The following is a 20,081-nucleotide window of genomic DNA, read 5'->3' as shown; positions in this document are numbered from 1 at the left end:
GGCCCTATCGTTCCCGGGGTCTGCTATTGCTGGGGGGCCTTCAACCGCGGCGTGTCAGCCCCGTTAGTGTATCGGCAATTGTCTTGGTCCGCCGAGAGGTCCCTTCGGTCATCTGGCCGGAGTCTTCCAGGGCGTCGAGCAAGCTGCGCAGGGTGCCCACGGCCGTGGACTGGTCTTCGATCTGCACCGCGACTTTCTGGATCTCGGACGACAGTCGATCGATATCCACGCCGATCTCCCCGGCATTCTTGCGGGTGATCTCCGCCAGTTTGCGCACTTCATCGGCCACCACGGCAAAGCCTCGGCCCATTTCGCCGGCCCGGGCCGCTTCGATGGCGGCGTTGAGGGCGAGCAGGTTGGTCTGGCCGGCGATCTGCTGGATCACCTGCACGATCGATTGGATACGCAGGCTCGATTGCGCCAGCTCACGGGCGCCGCCGACCACTTCGTCGGCCTGGGTGGACAGGCCGTCGAAGGTCGAGCGCGCTTCGGCGGCGACGTCGTGTTGCCGGTCGATGGTGGTGGCCAGGTCGTCCATCGACAGGTGCAGCTCCTGGGAATAGTGCTGCAACTGGCCCGCGATCTGTTCCTGATGGCGGTTAGCCTGGTCGAGCACGGTGCCCAGGTCGGTCAGGCCGTGGAACACCGGTTGCAGGTTTTCGTCGAGGCCGCTCACGTCAAGGGTGCTGACGAAGTTGTTGTTCTTGAAGGCTTCTATCTGCTTGACCAGCACATGGTTGAGGCCTACCAGTTTCTTGATCTGACGGCGCAGGAAGAAGGCCTTGAATTCGCCGTAGTGGATCGGGAAGCGGTCGACGTAGTCATCCTCGAAACTGGCCCCCTTGGCGACGCGGAAGAAAAAGATCGCGGTCAGGGTCTGGTTGAGGTTGAGCCCCAGGATTTCTCCGAAGGTGGAAAAGCCGATCAACGGCACGTCGCCGAACAGGCCGGTCATGGCGTCCAGTTCCGCGCTGTTGTTCAGCCGGCGCAGGATGCAGTCGTTGAGGATGCCGGCAATCGGCTGGCCGCCCTTGCCCTGCAGGAAGCGTTGGTAGTCGGTACGGGTGGCGTCGCGGATCGAGGTGCGTTTGACCATGAGCAGCTCTTCGCCCGGCGCCACGTCGCAGAACAGGTGCACCAGGCCTTGTGCCGGGTCGATGCGGGCGATGGAGCGGACAAACAGTTCCTGGCCCACGCGGATGGCGAAGGAGTAGTCGCCCAGGTGCTGCTCCAGTGTCTGCGGCGTGCATTTGAACGCATCAGCCAGGGCCTGGACCATGGTCTTGATATTGCCTTGGGCGTCGATGACCTGGTGAATGGTGCGATCTTCCAGGGACGCGGTCAGGACGCTGAAGGTCAGCGTCGAGGGTTGGAAGTTCTGGCTTTTGAATACGCCAAAACGGATACCGGGCGAGCACTTGAGAAAGACGATCTGGGCGTGGTTCTCGTAACTGCGGTTGCCGTCATGGATCAGGGTTTTCTTGAAATCGCCCTTGCCGCCCGCCGAGCCACCGACGAACAGGCAGGGGAAACGGCCGGATTCGTAAAGGGCTTCCATAAAGAAGGATTCGGACGCCGACAGGCCATCGAAGAGGATGTAGGCCAAGGTGTCACGCTGGTCAATCTGGGTGCGGACTTGCGCCGCCTTGAGGTTGTGTACCAGGCGGGAGATGCGCTCGCGCATGCTGATGCGTTTGCTATCGCCGCGGATGTCGGCGCACTCCAGGGACACCATGGCGATTTCCGCGCTGGCGATCACGCTGCGATCGAACAACTGCAGCACGATCCGGTCCCAGCGTTCGCCGGTAGGGCAGTAGAGCTGGCTGGCCGTGCCGCAGAGTTCGCCGGAGGTGGTGCACAGGCTGATGATGCAGCTCGGGAAACGCTGGCGAACCGTGCGAGCGATCTGGTCAAGGTCCAGGTGCGGGGACACGAAGCCGGAGATGAATACCGGCTCCAGGCGAACTGCCTGCAGCTTGGCCTGTAGTTCACTGGCGGTACTGAGCACGCTGAGGGTGCCCGACGACGAGGAGTGGGTCCGGTTGAGCAAATGAGAGAGATTCATCAAGGACTACCTCAGGGTAAACCGCGGATTGTTATTGTGGATAACAGCGGTCCTTTGCCGTAGGGGCGCTTGCAGGGCTTGGCGATGCTGATTTGAGTGTTGCCCCGGCGCAACCCGTGCTGTTCAGCGTGATATCAATGTGATTTCGAGTTTTGATTTTGATCAATGAAACCGGTCAGGCTGACTTCGCCGACGGTTGTTGGTTGCACGACAATGCGCATCTGCCAGAGCAGAGAGGGGCAGGTCGCTTGCAACGAATCATGTAGTCTATGGGGCTGAACGCTCCCAACATGCGTAGGCTAAATCAAGAGTACCTGACCATGGTCCGAGATCTCCTGGTTCTGATCGAACTGGCTCCCGAAAGTCTTTCTCGACTGGAGGCCGCAGGCTTCAAGGCGCACGTGGCATTCTCAACTGAAGCGAAGGCCATCACGCTCAAGAGCATGGGCCCTCAGATTCAAGCCGTTCTGACAAACGGGTCTACGGGACTCTCGGCCGACGAAATGGCCTCCCTGCCTCAACTCAAGATCATCTGCGCCCAGGGCGCGGGCTACGAAAAGGTCGATCTGGTTGCGGCTCGTGCACGCGACATCGTCGTGACACACGGCCCCGGCACCAATGACGCCTCGGTCGCTGACCATGCGATCGCCTTGTTGATGGCCATTGTCAGAGGCATTCCGCAAGCCGACGCCGCCGTTCGTCACGGCCAATGGGCCCACTCCAGACAGCCACGTCCCATGCTCTCGAAAAAGAAACTGGGGATCCTGGGGTTGGGCAATATCGGGCAGCAGATTGCCCGGCGTGGCGTCGGCGGATTCGAGATGTCGGTGGGGTATCACAGCCGTCATCCACGACACGACTCGCCCTTCACCTATTTTGATACGCCGGTGGCCTTGGCAAGCTGGGCCGATTTCCTGATCGTGGCCACGCCCGGTGGTGCGGGGACATTTCATCTGGTCGACGCCACGGTACTGAAAGCCCTTGGCCCCGACGGCTATCTGGTCAATATCGCCCGAGGCAGCGTGGTGGATACCGCTGCACTTATCTCGGCACTGACAAACAGGGAAATTGCCGGGGCGGCACTGGATGTCGTGGAAGGCGAGCCTGAGGTGCCGGCGGCATTTGCCAACCTGAATAACTTGATCCTGACGCCGCATATAGCGGGGCGCTCGCCGGAAGCGGTCACCGCCACGCTACAATTGGTCATTGAAAACCTGACGGCGTATTTCTCAGGAAGCCCTGTCCTGACACCGGTGCCATGGGTCTAGTAACGATTTCATGGCTGTTCATGATCGACCGGTAGCCGCCCTCAGCCCCTTAAAGCTTGAACTGTGCCACCAGAACATTGAAGGCGACGGCCAGGCGCGACAGGTCCTGGCTGGAGGCGCTGGTCTGGTTGGCGCCCGCCGCGGTCTGGGTCGAAAGGTCCTGGATATTCAGCAGATTACGGTCCACTTCGCGGGCTACCTGGGCCTGTTCTTCGGACGCCGAAGCGATCACCAGATTACGCGCGTTGATGCTGACGACCCTGTCGCTGATCTTCTCCAGCGCCGCCCCGGCGCTCTGGGCCAGTTCGTGGGTGCTGGTGGCCAGTGACAGACTCTTGCCCATGGCCGCGACGGCCCCATTGGCACCCGATTGCACGCTACTGATCATGCCTTCGATTTCTACGGTTGAGGTTTGGGTGCGGTGTGCGAGCGCCCGCACTTCATCGGCCACCACCGCAAACCCGCGCCCCTGTTCGCCCGCACGGGCGGCTTCGATGGCCGCATTGAGCGCCAGCAGGTTGGTCTGTTCGGCGATGCTGCGGATGACGTCCAGTACTTTGCTGACGCTCTGAATGTTCCCGGCCAGTTCAATCACCGTCTCGGTGGACTCGGTGATCTCTTCCACCATGGTGCTGATGCCGGTGAGCGTATGGTTGACCTGGCTGCGGCCATGGGCGGCGTCGTCGGTTGCGGCTTTGGAGGCCTCGGAAGTCGACACGGCATTGCGCGCCACTTCCTCGACTGCCGCCGTCATCTCGTTGATGGCGGCGGCCGCTTGCTGGATTTCGTCATTCTGCCGCGTCAGGCCATGGGTACTTTCCTCGGTCACCGCGCTCAGCTCTTCGGCTGCCGAGGCCAACTGATCCGAGGCACTGGCGATCTGCTGAAGGGTTTCCCTCAAGCCGCTTTGCATGTCCGCCAGGGCATTGAGCAGTTGCCCGGCTTCATCGCCACGGGTCGTGGAAATGCTCTGGGTCAGATCGCCACGGGCAACGCGTTGCGCATGCTCGACCGCTACCGCCAGTGGCCGGGTGATCATGCGGGTAATCAAAATGCCAAGAGCGGCGGCCACAAGAAATGCGATCACAATCCCGATCAACAGCATCAGTGTGGAGCTGGCTTTGAGTGCCTGTGCCTCATCGGCACCTTCTTTGATCTGCCGATTGTTCGAATCGATCATGATTCGCAGGTCATCGCGGGCGTTGTTGAACACGTCCAGTGACAGGGTGTTCAAGCGAGTGCGTGCGTGGGCAAGATCGTTGGCGTCCATCAGCTCAATGACCCTCTGGGCACCTGCCACATAACTGGGCCACCGCGCTGCGTACTGATCTCCCGCCGCGCGCTCATCAGCTTCCAGAGGCGTGGCACGGTAGGTCGTGAAAGCCTTTTCCGCGCGAGCCAGATAGGTTGCCAGGGACTGGCGAATACGCGTCTTGTCGGCTTCGGACACGCCGCCGTCCTGAGCGTCGAGCAACCGGTAGAGCTCGCGGTTGTGAGCGATCAGGCTGGACAGCGTCTCGTTGACGTTGCCCACCGAAACCAGGTTGTTGGAAAAGGTGAATGACAGCGCAGCGGCCAGGCGGTTGATCCCCGCCATGCCTAATCCACCCACGGCGAGGGTGATCAGGGCGCAGATAGCAAATGAGGACAAAAGCTTGGTCGAGAATTTGGATTGATTCAGAATGTTCAAGTGGCAAGCTCTGTGGATTAGAGGTGATTATCTCGGAGCTTAAACGATTCTTCACGACTTGATCCGAGAGATGTCAAAATAACATCATTCTCTTGGCGGTGCTCGCCGATCCTGACACCGGCAGGTCGGTGCAGCGGGTGTTTCCTGCCACCTTTTGAGGCTTGGTGCATGTCACGCTGCGCTATATTCATGGGCCCCGGCGGGCCGCACAGATAGTGCGGCAGTTGTCGGGGGCTTGCAGTCCTGATTCGAGACCCGCTGATGGGTGTCCCCGCTTTTCGGGTCAAGGGCGCCCCTTCAGTCCATCTCCAGCAGCAGCTGTCGCGCCGATGGCTCCCACTGCTCGGCGTAGCCGGGAACGATGGCGTCATTGCGCGCAATAACGATGGGGAATGCCTGAATGTCGTAGACGGTGAAACGTTGCGGATCAAGTGTCATGGGTTTTCTCCAGGGATGGGTATTGAAAGGACGCAGGCGACCACGGCTCATGCCTTGGCCCTCGGGATGAAAGGCGGCTTGGCAAGCCACACCAGCGCAATGGCCAGCAGAAACGCCGCACCCAGGATGAGCGCGACATCGTTGAAGGCGATCTGTGAAGCCTGGACATCGACCATGCGGTTCAACAACTCATGGCCGAGCGCCAGGTTGCCATGCCCCAGGGTCGAGACCGCCTGCCGGGTGCTGGCGTCGTATGCACTCAGCGACTCACCCAGCCGTGCGTGGTGTTCCGTGGTGCGCCGGTCCCACAGCAGCGACGTGATAGAGACCGACAAGCTCGCGCCCAATGTGCGCAGGAAGGTCGACAGCCCGGAGCCGGCGGCGATCTGCTCGGGTTTCAGGTCGGACAGCAGGATGACGTTGATCGGCATGATGAACAGCGCCAGGCCAAGGCCCTGCAACAGCTGGATCAGGGCGATGTACTGGAAGTCGATCTCGACCACGAAGCCCGCCCGCAGGAATGACGCACTCGCCAGCAGCACAAAGGCGCCGCACACCAGCAGGCGCATATTGAAGCGCGCCGCATACTTGCCCATGAACGGGGTCAGCAGCACCGGCATGATGCCCATCGGCGCCAGGGCCAGGCCGGCCCAGATCGGCGTGTATCCGAGCGTGCGTTGCAGCCACAGCGGCATGATCACGTTGACCGCGTAGAACGCCGAGTAGGCGAACACCAGGGCCAGCGCGCCGGCCGCGAAGTTGCGATGGTGCAATAGCCGCAGATTGACGATGGGTTCACGCTCGGTCAGTTCCCAGATCAGGAAAAAGATCAGTCCGATCACCGCGACGATGGACAGCACAACGATAAGCGGCGAGTTGAACCAGTCCGCTTCATTGCCCCTGTCCAGCACGATCTGCAACGCGCCGACGCCAGCGATCAACGCCACCAACCCGATCACATCCACCTTGACCCGCTCGGTTGCCTCCGGCCGGCCACGCAGTTGGCTGGCCACCAGGCCGCAGGCGAAGAGGCCGACCGGAATGTTGACCAGAAAGGCCCAGCGCCACGAATAGCTGTCGGTGATCCAGCCCCCCAGCAGCGGTCCGGCGATCGGCGCCACCACGGTGACCATGGCGATCATCGACAAGGCGAAGCCACGCCGCTCGGGCGGGTAGATCGACAGCATCAGGGCCTGGGTGGTCGGGATCATCGGCCCGGCCACCGCCCCTTGCAGGGAGCGACACAGGATCAGCAGGCCCATGCTTGGGGCCAGGCCGCAGAGGAGCGAGGCCAGGGTGAACAGTCCGGTCGACCAGAGGAACAGCCGCAGTTGGCCGATGCGGCGTACGAGAAAACCGGTCAGCGGCAGGGCAATGGCATTGCTGACCGCAAAGCTGGTGATGACCCAGGCGCTCTGGCTGCTGCTGACCCCCAGGTTACCGGCGATGGTGGGCAACGAGACATTGGCGATGGTGCCGTCCAGTACTTGCATAAATACCGCCAGCGCCAGGCCGATGCTGGTCCAGCCGACGCTGGTCGGACGAAAGCTCCCGAGCGGAGCGGGGCTGCTCATGAGCGATCCGGCGTGGGTTCGCCGGTAGTGTGGTGGGCCTGGTTGCTGTTGGTTCGGATGATGCGTTCGATCAGTGCATCGGCCTGGGCCAGTTGGTCGCGGTAGACCCGGGTGTCGAGCACCGGCTGGGTGGGTGATTGCTGTGACAGGAGGGCGCCGCGAGTGTCGTGCAAATCGACGCTGACGCTCGTGGACAGGCCGATGCGCAGCGGGTGGCTGTCCAATTGCTCGGGCCGGGTCAGGACGATACGCACCGGCACGCGTTGCACGATCTTGATCCAGTTACCGGTCGCGTTCTGCGCCGGCAGCAGGGCAAAGGCGCTGCCGGTGCCGATGCCCAGGCTCTCTATCCGGCCGTCATAGTGCACCGCATTGCCATAGACATCGGCGTGGATGTCGACCGTCTGGCCGATGCGCATGTCGGTCAACTGCATTTCCGTGAAGTTGGCTTCGATCCACACCTGGTGCAGCGGCACCACCGCCATCAGCGGCTCCCCGGGCTGGACCCGTTGACCGAGCTGGGCGCTGCGTTTGGCGATGTAGCCGCTGACCGGCGCCATTACCGTGGCCCGCGCTTGCCCGAGGAAAGCCGTGCGTAGCGTGGTGACCGCTGCCTGTACCTCGGGGTGCGAAATCAGCACCGTGTCATCGACCAGGGATTTGCTGGTCTGGTAACGCTGGCGCGCCGCCTGCATCGCGCTTTGTGCCATCAGCAGGCTGTCGCGGGCATGGGCCAGTTCTTCGGCGGGGATCGCCCCTGAGGTCGCCAGCATCTTGCGCCGCTCATAGTCGGCCCGCGCCTTGTCCACCGCGACGCCGAGGGCAACCCAGTCGGCTTGTGCGCCATCGACGCTGCTGTACAGGCCGCGGACCTTGCGCACGATAGTCGCCAGGTTGGCTTCGGCACTCGCCAGGGCGAGTTGGCTGTCGCTCGGGTCCAACTGCACCAGCACGGCACCCGCCTGGACGAAGTCGCCATCGTCGGCGCCGATCGACACCACGGTGCCGGGTATCTGCGGGGTGATCTGCACGACATTGCCTTGGGCATAGGCGTTGTCGGTGGTCGCGTACCAGCGTCCGTACAGGCCGTACCAGCTTCCCCAGCCGATGGCGCCGAGCACGACGGTGACCCCGAGCAGGCGCAGCAGCCAGGGACGTTTACTTTTGGCAGGTGCTGCAGGTGGCGCGCTACTCCCGGGGGTGGGTGCCGTAGCGGGGGGCGAGAGGGGCTGGGTGTCGCTCATGGGAAGGCCTTGGCAAGTTCGTCTGAAGTGGGTGGACGGTGTTGAAACCACGAAGACAGTGTTGGACGACTTCACCAAAGGCAGATAACGTTGTTTTATCTAAAAATACTGAGTTTGAATCATGCCGCCAGCAAGCGAGATCCCCACGATTCCAGCGCCGGATCACAGCGAGTGCAGCGATGGCCCCGCGTTGATCGCCTTGAGGGGAGAGGACGCGCCGGACAACGAGTTTCGACTGGGGACCCGCGAATACGACTGGCACCATCACTTGCGTGGCCAGTTGTTCTGCGTCGAGAGCGGTCTGGTCCATGTCCGAACGGTGCAGGGGTCCTGGCTGCTGCCGCCCAACCGCGCGGGTTGGATACCTGGCAATGAAGCGCACAAGGTCAGTATCAGCGGCGCCATGAGCGGCTGGACGGTCCTGATCACTCCGCAGGCTTCCCGCGAGCTGCCGGATCAGCCTTGTGTCATTGGCATCAGTGAGTTGATGAACGCCCTGGTGCGCCGGGCAGTGTCCTGGTCGGCACAAGAGGTGTTGGACGCCTCGCAGGAGCGGATGATTGCGGTACTTCTGGACGAGATCGGGCAGGCGCCCCATGAACCGTTGCATCTGCCCATGCCCAGTGATCGGCGTTTGTTGCGCATTGCCCACGCGGTGCTGGAGCAGCCGCAAGACACCCGCACCCTGCAGGCCTGGGCATCCTGGGCGGGACTGTCGCCCAGCACCTTGTCACGCCTGTTCCTGGCTGAAACGGGAAACAGCTTCGCCCAGTGGCGCCAGCAGGCGCGCTTGACCCATGCATTGGAAATGCTCGCCAAGGGTGTTTCTGTCGCCGAGGTGGCGGATGCGCTGGGATATGCCACCCCCAGCAACTTCATTGCGATGTTCCGGCGCTGCTTCGGCGATTCTCCGGCGCACTATTTTTCGAAAAAATCGCGCTGAGGCCAGTGCGGGGATTGCCGGGGGAGGCTCACGCCTCTTTAGGTGCCAGGTACGCGCAGACCAGGTGGACCAACTCTTCCTTCAGCTCGGGGGATTGCAAGGTTCCTCTTCGGGCGGCGCTATGAATGACCCCTTCAACAGCGGCCGAGAGGACTTGCGCCACCATCGAACTTCGTGACCCGGGGTAGGCCGCCACCACGGCGGCATAGCGCGCCAGGTATTCCGTTTCGAAGACGCTTTGATCGGATACTGAATTTGCATACGGCGAGGTTTCCTCAAGCAGCACCCGATGCAGTTCCGGGTGAACGCTGTGTGCCGCGATCATGCCGCCGACCAGCTCCTCCACCAGTTGCCTGGCGGACTTTTCACCGACCCGCACCGCACGAATGACCGCCACCACCTCATTGAGGTGACGTTGTCGAATGGCTTCGATCAACGCCTGTTTGTCCGGAAAGTACTGGTAGAGCGAGCCAATGCTCACGCCGGCCACCTCGGCGACCTCGTTGGTATTGAAACCGGCCCAGCCTCGCTCGCTCAAAACGCGAGCACCCGCTTGGACGATGGAGTCGACCGTGGCCCGGGAGCGCGCCTGGCGTGGTTCCTTGCGCATCGGGGAGGACGGCGATGGAATGCGAGTAGTCAAAAAATACCCCTGGGAATCAAAATATAAACATATTACTCACATTCCATAACGTCAAAAGGGGTCACTGATCATGAGCTCGTTACCCTTGCTCCGCAGGCTGTTCAGCTATCAGGAATGGGCCAACGGCGAGCTGTTGAAAAAGATGTCACGCGAGGAAATGCTGACCCACGTCGTCACGCATGGCGGTTACCACCGCGGTGAAGTGGGGTAAATCATGAAGCAGCTGTCCATTGAACTGCCCTGGGACACCTTCGCGGTGTACCTGCATCGCACAGAACCTTCACGTCGGTTGACCGCATCGTGACGCAAACCCCCACCATCCACCAGGAAATCACCATGTTTGCGCTACCCCTGACTTCTCGTGAAATCAAACTCGTGCGACGTCCCGATCACACGCCAGGCCCCGAACATTTCGAGATCGTCGAGTCGCCGATGCCGCGTCCCGCCGCCCACGAGGTGCTGGTGCGCAATCGGTGGTTCCGCATCTCGATCTCCGCGCGTCTGATGATGAGCATCGGTGCACAGGACATCAAAGGCATCCCGTTTCCACCGATCAATCCGGGTGACACGCTGGCCGACGGGGCGATTGGTGAAGTGGTATCGGCACCGCCCGAGAGCGGCTTGCAGCCTGGCGATCTGGTTTCACACCATTGTGGCTGGCGCGAGTACGCGGCGATCGCCCTGGACCAATGTGTGCCGCTGCGTTCAGGGCCCGTCGATCCGGTGGCCCATCTTGGCCATGGTTGGACAGCCTATGCCGCGCTGACTCGCGGTGTTGAGGTTCGGCAAGGGGATACGGTTTTCGTTTCCAGCGGCGCGGGCGCCATCGGCTCGATGGCAGGGCAGATTGCCCGTCGGCTCGGGGCAGGGCATGTCATCGGCAGCACCAGTTCCCATGACAAGGCCGCGTGGATGAAATCCGAACTCGGCTACGACGAGGTTATCGTCACCGGTAGCATGCCGATGGTTGAACTGTTGGCCGCTGCTGCGCCAGAGGGAATCGATGTCTATGTGGACATCGTCGGCGGCGAGCAATTGCGTGCCGCGGTGGAGGTCGCCCGGCAAGGGGCGCGCTTCGTGCTGCTCGGTGCCTTGAGCGCAGAGCTGGCGGCCAAGGGCGCGACAACGGTCGCACCGGTGGAGCTTGATTCGTTTCAGCTCATCCTCAAGGGCATGAGGCTACGCGGCTACAGTGCCGACAACGATCCCGACGCGTTCAACGAATGGATCGAGCGCCTCGCCGTATGGCAACGCGATGGCGGTCTCCATCTGCTGTCCTCGAAGTTCAGCGGGATCGAGAGCGCGCCGCAAGCCTTGCATGACGCCTGTATCGGAAGGCTCAGGGGATTGGTGTATGTGGAGTTGTAGGCATGGATCAACCAGGTGATTCCATGCCCGATAATCCGGTCGCCCCTGTTTTATTCATAATTAACATTCAGAGCGCTGTACGCCACAATAGCGGCATCTCCGCCGGCATCGGAAGTCTGGTTGTAATTGCCGGCTTTGAAGTACAGATTCACGCCGTCCCAGCCTGATTTCGGAAAGGTGAACGTCTGGGTTGATATTTGCCCCTGCGCTGTCACTTTAACCAGCAAGGTCATTTCGCTGGCAGAACCTCTGGCTTGTATCGTGTAATCTATTTTGTCGTTAAGGCGGATGCCTGATAAGAGGGTTGATCGGCTCTCTTTGTCGCCATAGTGTGTTTTGGTTCCGGCGATAATAGCACCGTCTTTCCAACGGAGTTTGAGCAACTCTGATCCCCAGGGTTTATCGCCATGAATCTGCGCGAAGATAATGGATTTGGTTTGTGGGTTCTGGACGATATAGGCTTCACCGGATTGGCTGGCATTCAACGGGCCGCCGATGGTGAATTCTCGTTTGCCCCTTAGCTCAACGCGAGGGTAGTCGCTGTGGGCCGTGGCTTTGAGCCCTGAGGGTGTGTTGAAGATGATGGCGCCTTCAGGCACGCCTTTTTGGCAATTGTTTGCGGTATAGCAGTTTGTGTAGAAGTAGGCGTTTTGCAGATTGTCAGTGATCGATACTTCCTCCAGCAGATTTGCACCATTGAAATCCTGGAGAAGGTACGAACTGGTCAGAATGGGAAAGTTGTGGCCCGGTGCTTTGCTCGCATCGAGTGAAAAAGCAGAGGTGCAACTGAGTGTCATGGTGATGGCGGCGATGGCGTTGATAATGGATTTGGTGTTGAACAGTTTGTAGGGGCTCACAATCATCTCGTGTTGCTCCAGGTGTTGATTTGAATTAGGTCACTTTAAAAGATCGGGACCTTAGTGTTCCACGATAGCCTGCCGGGTTCCGCTCGCCAAATGAAACATGAGCAATCATCGTTTCTGGTCTGAACGCTATTCGTTTATGATCAAGCCAACTTTTACGTTTTCCAGAGGATTGGCGATGGCGGAACTGTTGGCTGTGATCTCCATTACCCTGTTGGCTGTCATCAGCCCTGGCCCCGATTTCGCCATGGTGACGCGTAACAGCCTGATGTTGTCCCGCCGAGCGGGCGTGCTCACGGCCCTGGGCATCGGGCTGGGCGTGCTGGTCCACGTCAGCTACACCCTGATTGGCCTGGGACTGCTGATCCAGCAGTCGCTGTGGCTGTTCAACACCATCAAGCTGGCGGGGGCTGCGTACCTCATCTGGCTGGGGGTGAAGATGTTGCGGACCCAGCCCAGTGGAACACTGGCCGAGAGCGCTGTTGCACCGCTGTCTGACTTTGCCGCGCTGCGCACGGGTTTCCTGACCAATGTCCTGAACCCGAAGACGACGATCTTTATCATCAGCCTGTTCATGCAGGTGGTTCGTCCCGATACGCCGATGGCCGTGCAGATCGGTTATGGGGCTTTTATCTCGGGTGCGCATATGGCCTGGTTCAGTGTGGTTGCCTTGTGCTTTTCGGCTAACGCCGTGCGCGAACGGTTGCTGGCTGTGCGCCATTGGATCGACCGTGCGTTTGGCGGGGTGCTGGTGGGCTTCGGTGTTTTGCTGGCGGTTGCCAGGGGCGTGCGCTGACGGTGTTGGCGCTACAGGGTCGCTCCATGGAGGAGGAGGCCCGCGATATCGGGCCATCTGCTATTTGCGGAAAGTATCCAGATTGACGTCATTTTTCCAACGCGGCTGAAGCGTTGAGGCTATGCTCAGCCCAAATGCAAGCACTGCATTTTTTCCAGTTGTCGGCCGTCCAGGAAGGAGTCCGTATGTATTTAGCGCTTCCTATCCAGCGATACCCCATTGCCTTTATCGATCGCGCCTCCCGGGATCCGGCCAGTAGGCCGTACCGTCATTATTTTAGCCGCATCGTGCCGATCCCCCGCTGACGCTGCGACTCCAGTGATCGAAGAGCGACCTGCTTCAAACCGCTTCAAGTATTCGCTCGAAGCGGCCGGCAGTGCCGGTGATAAATCCCAAGCCCGATGGAGAACAGCATGAAGGCTAAATCGATCGATAAAATCCTGCGCCGCTTCGTTGGCTGCCTGACCGGGGTGGCGATGGTTGCCGTCGTTACGGCCCAGGCTGCCGACGGCGGCATCGCCAATGGCCCTACCGCAAGCAAACGCATCGCCTTCAGCAACTCCTACGCGGGCAGCGATTTTCGCAAAGTGATGGTGCGCAACTGGCAAGAGGTTGCGGCCACGGCAAAAAAGGATGGCTTGATCCAGGAGGCACCGGTGGTCAGCGCCAACAACTCGGCGTCGGAACAGGCGGCCCATATCCAGGATCTGATCGTCCAGGGCGTCAACGCCATCGTCATCCTGGCCGCATCCGACACAGCCCTCAATGGGGTGATCCAGGATGCCTGTAACGCCGGCATCGTGGTGGTGGTCATGGCCAGCCTGGTGACCGAACGCTGTGTCTATACGGTGGACTACAACTGGTCCGCCATGGGCCGCGTGGAAATGGACTATATCGCCGAGCGCCTCAAGGGGAACGGCACGCTGCTGGAGATCCGCGGCATTGCCGGCGATGCTACCGATCAAAACATCAGCGACGGTATTCACAAGGCTGCTGGCGACTACCCGGGTCTGAAGTTCGCCAAGACCGTATACGGCAACTGGACGGCTTCCGTCGCTCGCAAGGAGGTGGCGCTGGCGCTGCCGTCGCTGCCCGGCATCGATGCCGTTGCTACTCAGGGGGGCGACGGTTATGGCGCGGCCCTGGCATTCAAGGCGGCGGGACGCCCCTTGCCGATCATCGTGATGGGCAACCGTCAGGACGAACTCGCCCTGTGGAAACAGGAACGCGATGCCAATGGCTATGAGACCGTCTCGGTTTCTGCCTCCCCGAGTGTCTCCCAGGTGGGTTTCTGGGTGGCCCAGCAGATTCTGGCGGGCAAGCAGGTGCCGAAGTTCGTCGAGGTACCGCTGGTACGCATCGATGCGAAAGACCTGGATACCTGGCTCGCCACCATGCCGGTGGGCACCGCCGCCAATCCCTCCTACAGCCAAGCTGCCGTCGTGGCGATGATCGACGCCGCCATCAACCATACGCCGACGTCTCTGCCGAAGGCTGCGAAGCCGTAGCGGGGCGTGAGGAGGCGAGGCTCCATGTCGGTATTCAAACCCGCCAGGGACAGGCCTATTGCCGTCAGGATCGGGCTGGCGGTCGCCGCACTGGTGCTGCTGATGCTGACGGTATCGCTGGTGGACCTCTACGGGCTGCGGGGCATGGAACGTGCGGTGGATTCCGCCAGCCATTCCGCGGAGATCCTGGCCTCGGTCAACGCGGCCACCGGGCGGGTGGAAAACTTTATCGCCACCCGTGACCAGGAAAGCCTGTCCCAGGCCGAAGCCATGGTGGCGACCGCCATCGCCGGCCTCACCACGATTCCGGCGGCGGAGGCGGAACCGCTCAAGGGCAGTCTGGGGAGACTTGCCGAAGCCATCGCCACCTTGCGGGCGGCGACCCTGACCATGGATGGCGAAACGGAGAACATGACCGACCATTATGGGCGGATGCGAGAGGCGACGATCCTCGTTGAACAGGGCATCGCCGATGGGCTGAAGGGGCTCGACTCGCGCATCGCCGACCATGAGGCGCGGGTGAGTAACATCGAAAGCACCCATCGCATCCTGGATATCCTGCGCAACGGCGAACGGATCGTCATCGCCAATGTGGCCAAGGTGTTGGCGACCGGTGATGAGGGCGCCGCCACCGTGGCGCGCAACGCCTGCGCGGCCCTCCTGCCCGTGGTCGAGCAATTGCGCGAGGTGATGGGCGCGTCGCAGGCGGGCGAGAGCCTGGACCAGTTGGCAGCGACGGTCGCCGCGGCCAGGCTGGCGGTCGAGCACCTTGGCGAGGCTCCCAGGCTCCGGGGAAGCGAGGCCTTGCAGCACCTCGCCGCTGTCGAGGATACGCTCGAGCGCCTCGAGGCGATGCTGGGCGAAGCGAGCGAGCACGTGGCCCATGACGCAAACGACATTCAGGCCACAACCGGTTTGCTGCACAATGCCTCCGCGTTGTCCAAGCGGTTCGCCGAGCGCGTCGCCACCCTGGAGGCGCAGACCCTGTCGTTCCGCCTGTCACCCTCGGCTGAGGTCGCGAGCTCCGTCGGCAACCTCCTCGATGAGCTCTCCCGGCTCTCCCGCGTTCTGCCCTCGCCCGGAGGACTGCAAACCCAAGCTGCGCCCCTCTCGGTCTATGACCAGATTGCCGGCTACCGGGCGGCATTCGTCAAGTTCCATCAGGCGAGCAACTCTTTGAGCGTCGCGCGCGATCAGGTGCGCAACGAGGCACGAAGTGCCGGCCAACTGGTCGCGCGCTTCGCTGGCGAAGCGCGCTCCGACGCGGTGGTCCACAATGATCGCGGCATGCTGGCGACGGTGATCGCAGGCACCGTCGCTATCCTGCTGGCCGGCGCCATTGCCTGGAGCACGTCGCGGTTTGTCGCGCAGCCCATCGTGGTCCTGGCCTCGGTCATGCGCCGGCTTGCGGCCGGCGACCTGAACGCCGAGATCGCCAGCGCCGAACGCGGCGACGAGATTGGGATCATGACCCGCGCCGTCCGGGTGTTCCAGGAGAATGCCTTGCGTATCCGGGTGCTGGAGGCCGAGGCCGAGGCCGAACGACAGCAGGTCCAGGCCTCTTTGGAGAGAATGGTCGCCGAACGGACCGACACGCTGCACCAGCAGACCGAGGTACTGGAGGCGCAGGCCGTCGAACTCATTCAGGCGCGCAACCAGGCCGAGGCGGCGAACCAGGCAAAGAGCGATTTCGTCGCCACGGTCAGCCATGAACTGCGCACCCCCCTGACCCTGATTCTCGCCCCCCTGGAGCAGCTCACGGCAGCGAGCGCCCCGCCGGCGGACTGGCATGGGCAACTCGACCGCGTCCAACGCAACGCGCTGCGCTTGATGAACCGGGTGAACGACATTCTCGACTTCTCCAAGGCCGAAGCGGGCAAGTTTGAGCTGTTTCCGGCGCCCGTTGACTTGAGCAAGGCGGTTGGCGTGCTGGCCGACGATGCCGCCATGGTGGCCGAGGGCAAAGGCTGCACCTTGACCTGGTACGTCGATCCCGCGCTCGGCACGGTGTTCCTGGACCCCCGGCACTTCGAGAAGATACTGCTCAACCTGGTGAGCAATGCCATCAAGTTCACGCCCGCTGGCGGCACCGTGCACCTGGCGGTGACTCCGCTCGATGGCGAGCGCTTTGAGCTCGCGGTGCAGGACTCGGGCATTGGCATTGCGCCTGACAAACTACCGCTGCTGTTCCAGCGTTTTTCCCAGATCGACAATTCCGCCACGCGCCACTACAGCGGCACAGGCATCGGTCTCGCCCTGGTCAAGGATCTGGTCGAACTGATGGGCGGTGAAGTCGGCGTCAACAGCGAGCCCGGGCGAGGGGCGCGCTTCTTTGTTCGACTTCCGCTGGGAGCGGAGCAAGACACCGTGCCGGCTGAAGCCGGCAATATGCACGAGCGATCGTCACCGAGCCCGACAAGCAGTACCGAGCAGCGCCACTTGCGTTTCGACGACGGTCACCCTGGCAGTAGCAACGACCGGCCTTCGACGGACGACACTACAGGCGAGGAGCCGCATCCGGAACACGACTTGCGATCCAGAGTACTGCTGGTAGACGACAGTCCGGAAATGCTCAGCTACCTCAGCGAACTTTTGCACAACGACTACGTCGTTGCCACCGCGGCGGATGGAGAGCAGGCCTGGGCGCTCCTGCAGCGTCGCCCCATCGATGTCGTCGTCTCGGATGTGATGATGCCGAAGCTCGACGGCTTTGGTCTGACAGCCAGAATCAAGTCCAGCGCCGGTTTCGCCCATTTACCCGTGATCCTGTTGACCGCCCGCGGCGGCAGCGAAGCCAGCGTCTCAGGGCTGGAGAGCGGTGCCGACGACTATATCGCCAAACCCTTCTCGCCGCTGGAGCTCCGGGCTCGCGTACGCGCGGCGCTACGCATGAGCCAGATACAAACCGAACTGCATGCAAAATCCCGTCAGGCCGGCATGGCCGAGATCGCCAATAATGTGCTGCACAACATCGGCAACGTGCTCAACAGCGTGAATGTCTCGGCCGATGTGATCAGTACCCAGATGCGCGCTTCGAAGGCACTGGGACTGACCAAGGTGGCTCATATGATGAACGAACACGTCCATGACCTGAGCGATTTTCTCACCAGCGACCAGAAAGGAAAGATGCTGCCTGAATACCTGCTCAGGTTGGCAGTGGTGGTGACAGCGGAGCAGCAGGGCATCATCGAAGAGCTGGGGCAACTGACCAAGGGCATCAACCATATCAAGAGCATCGTCGCTGCCCAGCAGTCCCATGCTGGTAACGTCAATGTCGTCGAGGCAGTTCCGGTCCAGGAATTGATCGATGATGCCTTGCGCATGAATGCCGGATCACTGGCGCGCCACGAGGTGACGGTGGTCAAGGACGTTGCCGACTTGCCCCTGCTGTCGCTGGACCGGCACCGGATACTGCAGATTCTGGTGAACCTGATCCGCAACGCCAAGCAGGCATTGGACGGCGTGGTTGATCGCAGCCCGAGCATCACGCTCCGCGCGGCCCTCGCCGACGGGCCGGTATTGCGCATCACGGTAGCCGACAACGGCGACGGGATTACGCCGGAAAACCTGGCTAGCATTTTCTCGCATGGCTTCACCACGCGTAAGAACGGGCACGGTTTCGGCCTGCACAGCTGCGCGCTAGCCGCGCAGGAAATGGGCGGCAGCTTGACTGTGCACAGCGACGGGGCGGGGCAGGGCGCGACCTTCACCCTCGATATTCCGGTTGATGCGGCGCAGGCATGAGTGATGAACACGCCAGCGACACCACCGACAGCGTGGCGCCGGAACAGGTCTTCATCTGGTTGTCGGCGGTCTCGACCTTTGGTGCGATCCGGACCCAGCCCAGTGGAACACTGGCCGAGAGTGATGTCCTGAACTCGAAGACGACGATTTTTATCATCAGTCCGTTTATGCAGGTGGTACGTCACTGGATCGACCGCGCGTTCGGCGGGTTGCTGGTGGGTTTTGGTATTTTGCTGGCTGTTGCCAGAGGGGGGGCGCTGACGGAGCATTCAAGGTGGCCAGATCTTAAAGGAACTGCCCTGACTGCAATCAATGCTTAAAATGCAATCATTGATGAATGATGGAGGTGTGTCATGGCCAGCATGACGATTTGTAATGTTGATGAGCAGTTAAAGGCGCGCTTGAGAGTACAAGCGGCACTGCACGGTCGCTCCATGGAGGATCATTCTGGAGTACCAATGTACTGTCCGAAATAATGCGACCTGATAAAGAAACTCAAAATCCATGAGCACTCGTGGACTCCAGGCGTCATCTACCCGCCCCTAGGCACAAACCTTGGCAATCTGCTCGCGCAGCCAGGTATTGGCACTGTTTTGCTCGGCTTTCCTGTCCCACAACATGTCGATGGTGAAACTGGGCAAACCCGCCGGCGGCTTGCAAAACGCGAACTTGGTTTCGTCACAGATCCGCTTCTGGAGACGGCGAGGCAACATGAGAACCAGATCGGTTCCGCTGATCATTTCAAGTGCCGCTACATAACTGTTGGCGCGGGCGACTATCTGCCGGGTATAGCCCTGTTTGCCGAGCCAGCCATCCACCATGTTGGTGTCTGAGGTCCAGGGCGTCGGAAAGATATGCTGGCGCGCGACAAAGGTGTCCAGGTTGAACCTGTTCTCTGGCGGCGTGAAATGCTTGTCGACCACGCACACCAGGTCATCGTCCAGCAGGATCTTTGATTTGAAGGGCTTGGCGTCACGATGAAAGTTCGGACCGGCACAAATCACCAGGTCAATACGACCGTCGACCAATTGTTCGACCGGAACATCCTTGTGGAACTTGTGGGTGTTCACAATGATCGGCAGGTTGCTCTTGATAAAACTTTTCAGTAGGTCGGGGAGGATCAGGAGTTCGAAGTACTCCGGTGCGCAAATATTAAAAGTGATCTCTTTTTCGGTCGGGTCAAATACGTTGACTCCGGAATGACACAGGTTGATGTTTTTTATAATATTGACCACATGGCTGTACATGCTGGTGGCCTTGCTGGTCGGCCACATGGCATTACGGGTGTGGATGAACAACTCGTCCTCGAAGCTGGTCCGCAGCTTTTTCAGGCAGTAGCTGACCGTGGACTGGCTGACGCAAAGGGTTTCGGAAACCTCGGTGACGCTGCTCTGCTCATAAACCGCGACGAATACCATCAGGTCCTGCATGTCCAGCTTTCTGAGCAAATTGCTATTGAGCATAAAATCCGTCTCGGTCAGGTTCCATAGGCGTTACTTTTGCTCATGTTTGTAGACAAGCAGCCGATTGAGATATTAGGGGATGGGATTTGTTTTTTAAATAGCCTGTGGGCGACCCCTTCACTATAAAGGCCTGGCCCTCGCGTTATCCTTGCCAAGAAGAAAATCGCCATGATTCATGATTGTATCTCCCTCTTTGTGGTCGTCAGCGACGCCTCGGTCCTTCAGGCCCACGCGGGATGAACATGAATATTGCCAACTGGCGGGACGCCGCCGGCCAGCATTGCCCGGGGCTACCGGCCTTGTTCGAAGGGCAACGGCAAGTCGCCAACTATGGTGCCTTTGCCGCCCTGGTCCGCTACCGCGCTGACGGCGCGCCCCTGTACCTGTCGGATCGGGTGGATCCGACAGCGCTGCGCCCGTGGTTGAAGGCAGGGGCAAATGACCCCTTTGTTCCCTGAAGAACGTTTCCACGTA

Annotated in this window: 17 protein-coding genes; 9 read left to right on the top strand and 8 right to left on the bottom strand. The window is 60.9% G+C overall.

Going from position 1 to position 20,081, the window contains the following annotated elements:
- Positions 1–40: 40 nt before the first annotated feature.
- A complete protein-coding gene (locus tag M5C56_RS00840; RefSeq protein ID WP_103495752.1) occupies positions 41–2,065 on the bottom strand; it encodes a methyl-accepting chemotaxis protein in 2,025 nt (674 codons plus the stop codon).
- 320 nt (positions 2,066–2,385) lie between these two features.
- On the opposite strand from M5C56_RS00840, the gene M5C56_RS00835 reads away from it, so the two are divergent.
- Positions 2,386–3,333 carry a 2-hydroxyacid dehydrogenase gene (locus M5C56_RS00835; protein ID WP_103495794.1) on the top strand — a complete coding sequence of 316 codons (948 nt, stop codon included), beginning with the start codon at positions 2,386–2,388 and terminating at the stop codon, positions 3,331–3,333.
- 49 nt (positions 3,334–3,382) lie between these two features.
- On the opposite strand, the gene M5C56_RS00830 is transcribed toward M5C56_RS00835, so the two are convergent.
- From M5C56_RS00830 to M5C56_RS00815, 4 genes are all read right to left on the bottom strand, one after another.
- Complete coding sequence (locus M5C56_RS00830) at positions 3,383–5,023, bottom strand: methyl-accepting chemotaxis protein (RefSeq protein WP_103495751.1); 1,641 nt, start codon at positions 5,021–5,023, stop codon at positions 3,383–3,385.
- Positions 5,024–5,320: 297 nt separating this feature from the next.
- Positions 5,321–5,461: a hypothetical protein gene (locus M5C56_RS00825; protein WP_247262987.1), complete on the bottom strand. Its 141-nt coding sequence runs from the start codon at positions 5,459–5,461 to the stop codon at positions 5,321–5,323.
- Between the two features lie 47 nt (positions 5,462–5,508).
- Positions 5,509–7,035, bottom strand: coding sequence for a DHA2 family efflux MFS transporter permease subunit (locus tag M5C56_RS00820; protein WP_103495750.1), 1,527 nt, complete (start codon positions 7,033–7,035; stop codon positions 5,509–5,511).
- Entirely contained in the window at positions 7,032–8,279 is a 1,248-nt protein-coding gene (locus tag M5C56_RS00815) for an efflux RND transporter periplasmic adaptor subunit (RefSeq protein WP_247262986.1), read from the bottom strand. Before M5C56_RS00815 ends, M5C56_RS00820 begins: the two co-directional genes overlap by 4 nt.
- 121 nt (positions 8,280–8,400) lie before the next feature.
- On the opposite strand from M5C56_RS00815, the gene M5C56_RS00810 reads away from it, so the two are divergent.
- Complete coding sequence (locus M5C56_RS00810; protein ID WP_103495009.1) at positions 8,401–9,222, top strand: helix-turn-helix transcriptional regulator; 822 nt, start codon at positions 8,401–8,403, stop codon at positions 9,220–9,222.
- Between the two features lie 28 nt (positions 9,223–9,250).
- On the opposite strand, the gene M5C56_RS00805 is transcribed toward M5C56_RS00810, so the two are convergent.
- Positions 9,251–9,865, bottom strand: a complete 615-nt coding sequence (locus tag M5C56_RS00805) for a TetR/AcrR family transcriptional regulator (RefSeq protein ID WP_247262985.1) — start codon at positions 9,863–9,865, stop codon at positions 9,251–9,253.
- A gap of 70 nt (positions 9,866–9,935) precedes the next feature.
- Here M5C56_RS00805 and M5C56_RS00800 point away from each other — a divergent pair, with 70 nt between their 5' ends.
- Positions 9,936–10,076, top strand: coding sequence for a DinB family protein (locus tag M5C56_RS00800; protein WP_247262984.1), 141 nt, complete (start codon positions 9,936–9,938; stop codon positions 10,074–10,076).
- Between the two features lie 125 nt (positions 10,077–10,201).
- The gene (locus M5C56_RS00795; RefSeq protein WP_103495007.1) at positions 10,202–11,233 is read left to right on the top strand and encodes an NADP-dependent oxidoreductase; all 1,032 of its coding nucleotides are present in this window, start codon (positions 10,202–10,204) and stop codon (positions 11,231–11,233) included.
- Positions 11,234–11,283: 50 nt separating this feature from the next.
- On the opposite strand, the gene M5C56_RS00790 is transcribed toward M5C56_RS00795, so the two are convergent.
- Positions 11,284–12,096 carry a polysaccharide lyase family 7 protein gene (locus M5C56_RS00790; protein WP_103495006.1) on the bottom strand — a complete coding sequence of 271 codons (813 nt, stop codon included), beginning with the start codon at positions 12,094–12,096 and terminating at the stop codon, positions 11,284–11,286.
- Between the two features lie 178 nt (positions 12,097–12,274).
- On the opposite strand from M5C56_RS00790, the gene M5C56_RS00785 reads away from it, so the two are divergent.
- The 4 genes from M5C56_RS00785 (at position 12,275) to M5C56_RS00770 (ending at position 18,464) form a co-directional block, all read left to right on the top strand.
- Positions 12,275–12,892: a LysE family transporter gene (locus tag M5C56_RS00785; protein WP_103495005.1), complete on the top strand. Its 618-nt coding sequence runs from the start codon at positions 12,275–12,277 to the stop codon at positions 12,890–12,892.
- 413 nt (positions 12,893–13,305) lie between these two features.
- Positions 13,306–14,400, top strand: a complete 1,095-nt coding sequence (locus M5C56_RS00780; protein WP_103495004.1) for an ABC transporter substrate-binding protein — start codon at positions 13,306–13,308, stop codon at positions 14,398–14,400.
- A 24-nt stretch (positions 14,401–14,424) separates the two neighbouring features.
- Positions 14,425–18,144, top strand: coding sequence for an ATP-binding protein (locus tag M5C56_RS00775; RefSeq protein ID WP_248766923.1), 3,720 nt, complete (start codon positions 14,425–14,427; stop codon positions 18,142–18,144).
- The gene (locus M5C56_RS00770) at positions 18,141–18,464 is read left to right on the top strand and encodes a hypothetical protein (protein ID WP_247262983.1); all 324 of its coding nucleotides are present in this window, start codon (positions 18,141–18,143) and stop codon (positions 18,462–18,464) included. Before M5C56_RS00775 ends, M5C56_RS00770 begins: the two co-directional genes overlap by 4 nt.
- A 222-nt stretch (positions 18,465–18,686) precedes the next feature.
- Here M5C56_RS00770 and M5C56_RS00765 read toward each other — a convergent pair whose 3' ends face one another.
- The gene (locus M5C56_RS00765; protein WP_103495002.1) at positions 18,687–19,607 is read right to left on the bottom strand and encodes a LysR family transcriptional regulator; all 921 of its coding nucleotides are present in this window, start codon (positions 19,605–19,607) and stop codon (positions 18,687–18,689) included.
- Between the two features lie 242 nt (positions 19,608–19,849).
- On the opposite strand from M5C56_RS00765, the gene M5C56_RS00760 reads away from it, so the two are divergent.
- A complete protein-coding gene (locus M5C56_RS00760) occupies positions 19,850–20,065 on the top strand; it encodes a hypothetical protein (RefSeq protein ID WP_152737450.1) in 216 nt (71 codons plus the stop codon).
- Positions 20,066–20,081: the final 16 nt, after the last annotated feature.

It is taken from the genome of Pseudomonas sp. MWU13-2862 (assembly GCF_023242495.1).
In the GTDB taxonomy this organism is placed as follows: domain Bacteria; phylum Pseudomonadota; class Gammaproteobacteria; order Pseudomonadales; family Pseudomonadaceae; genus Aquipseudomonas; species Aquipseudomonas gingeri_D.
The sequence above is the reverse complement of the archived record's forward strand: the minus strand, read 5'-3'. Positions and strand labels throughout refer to the sequence as shown.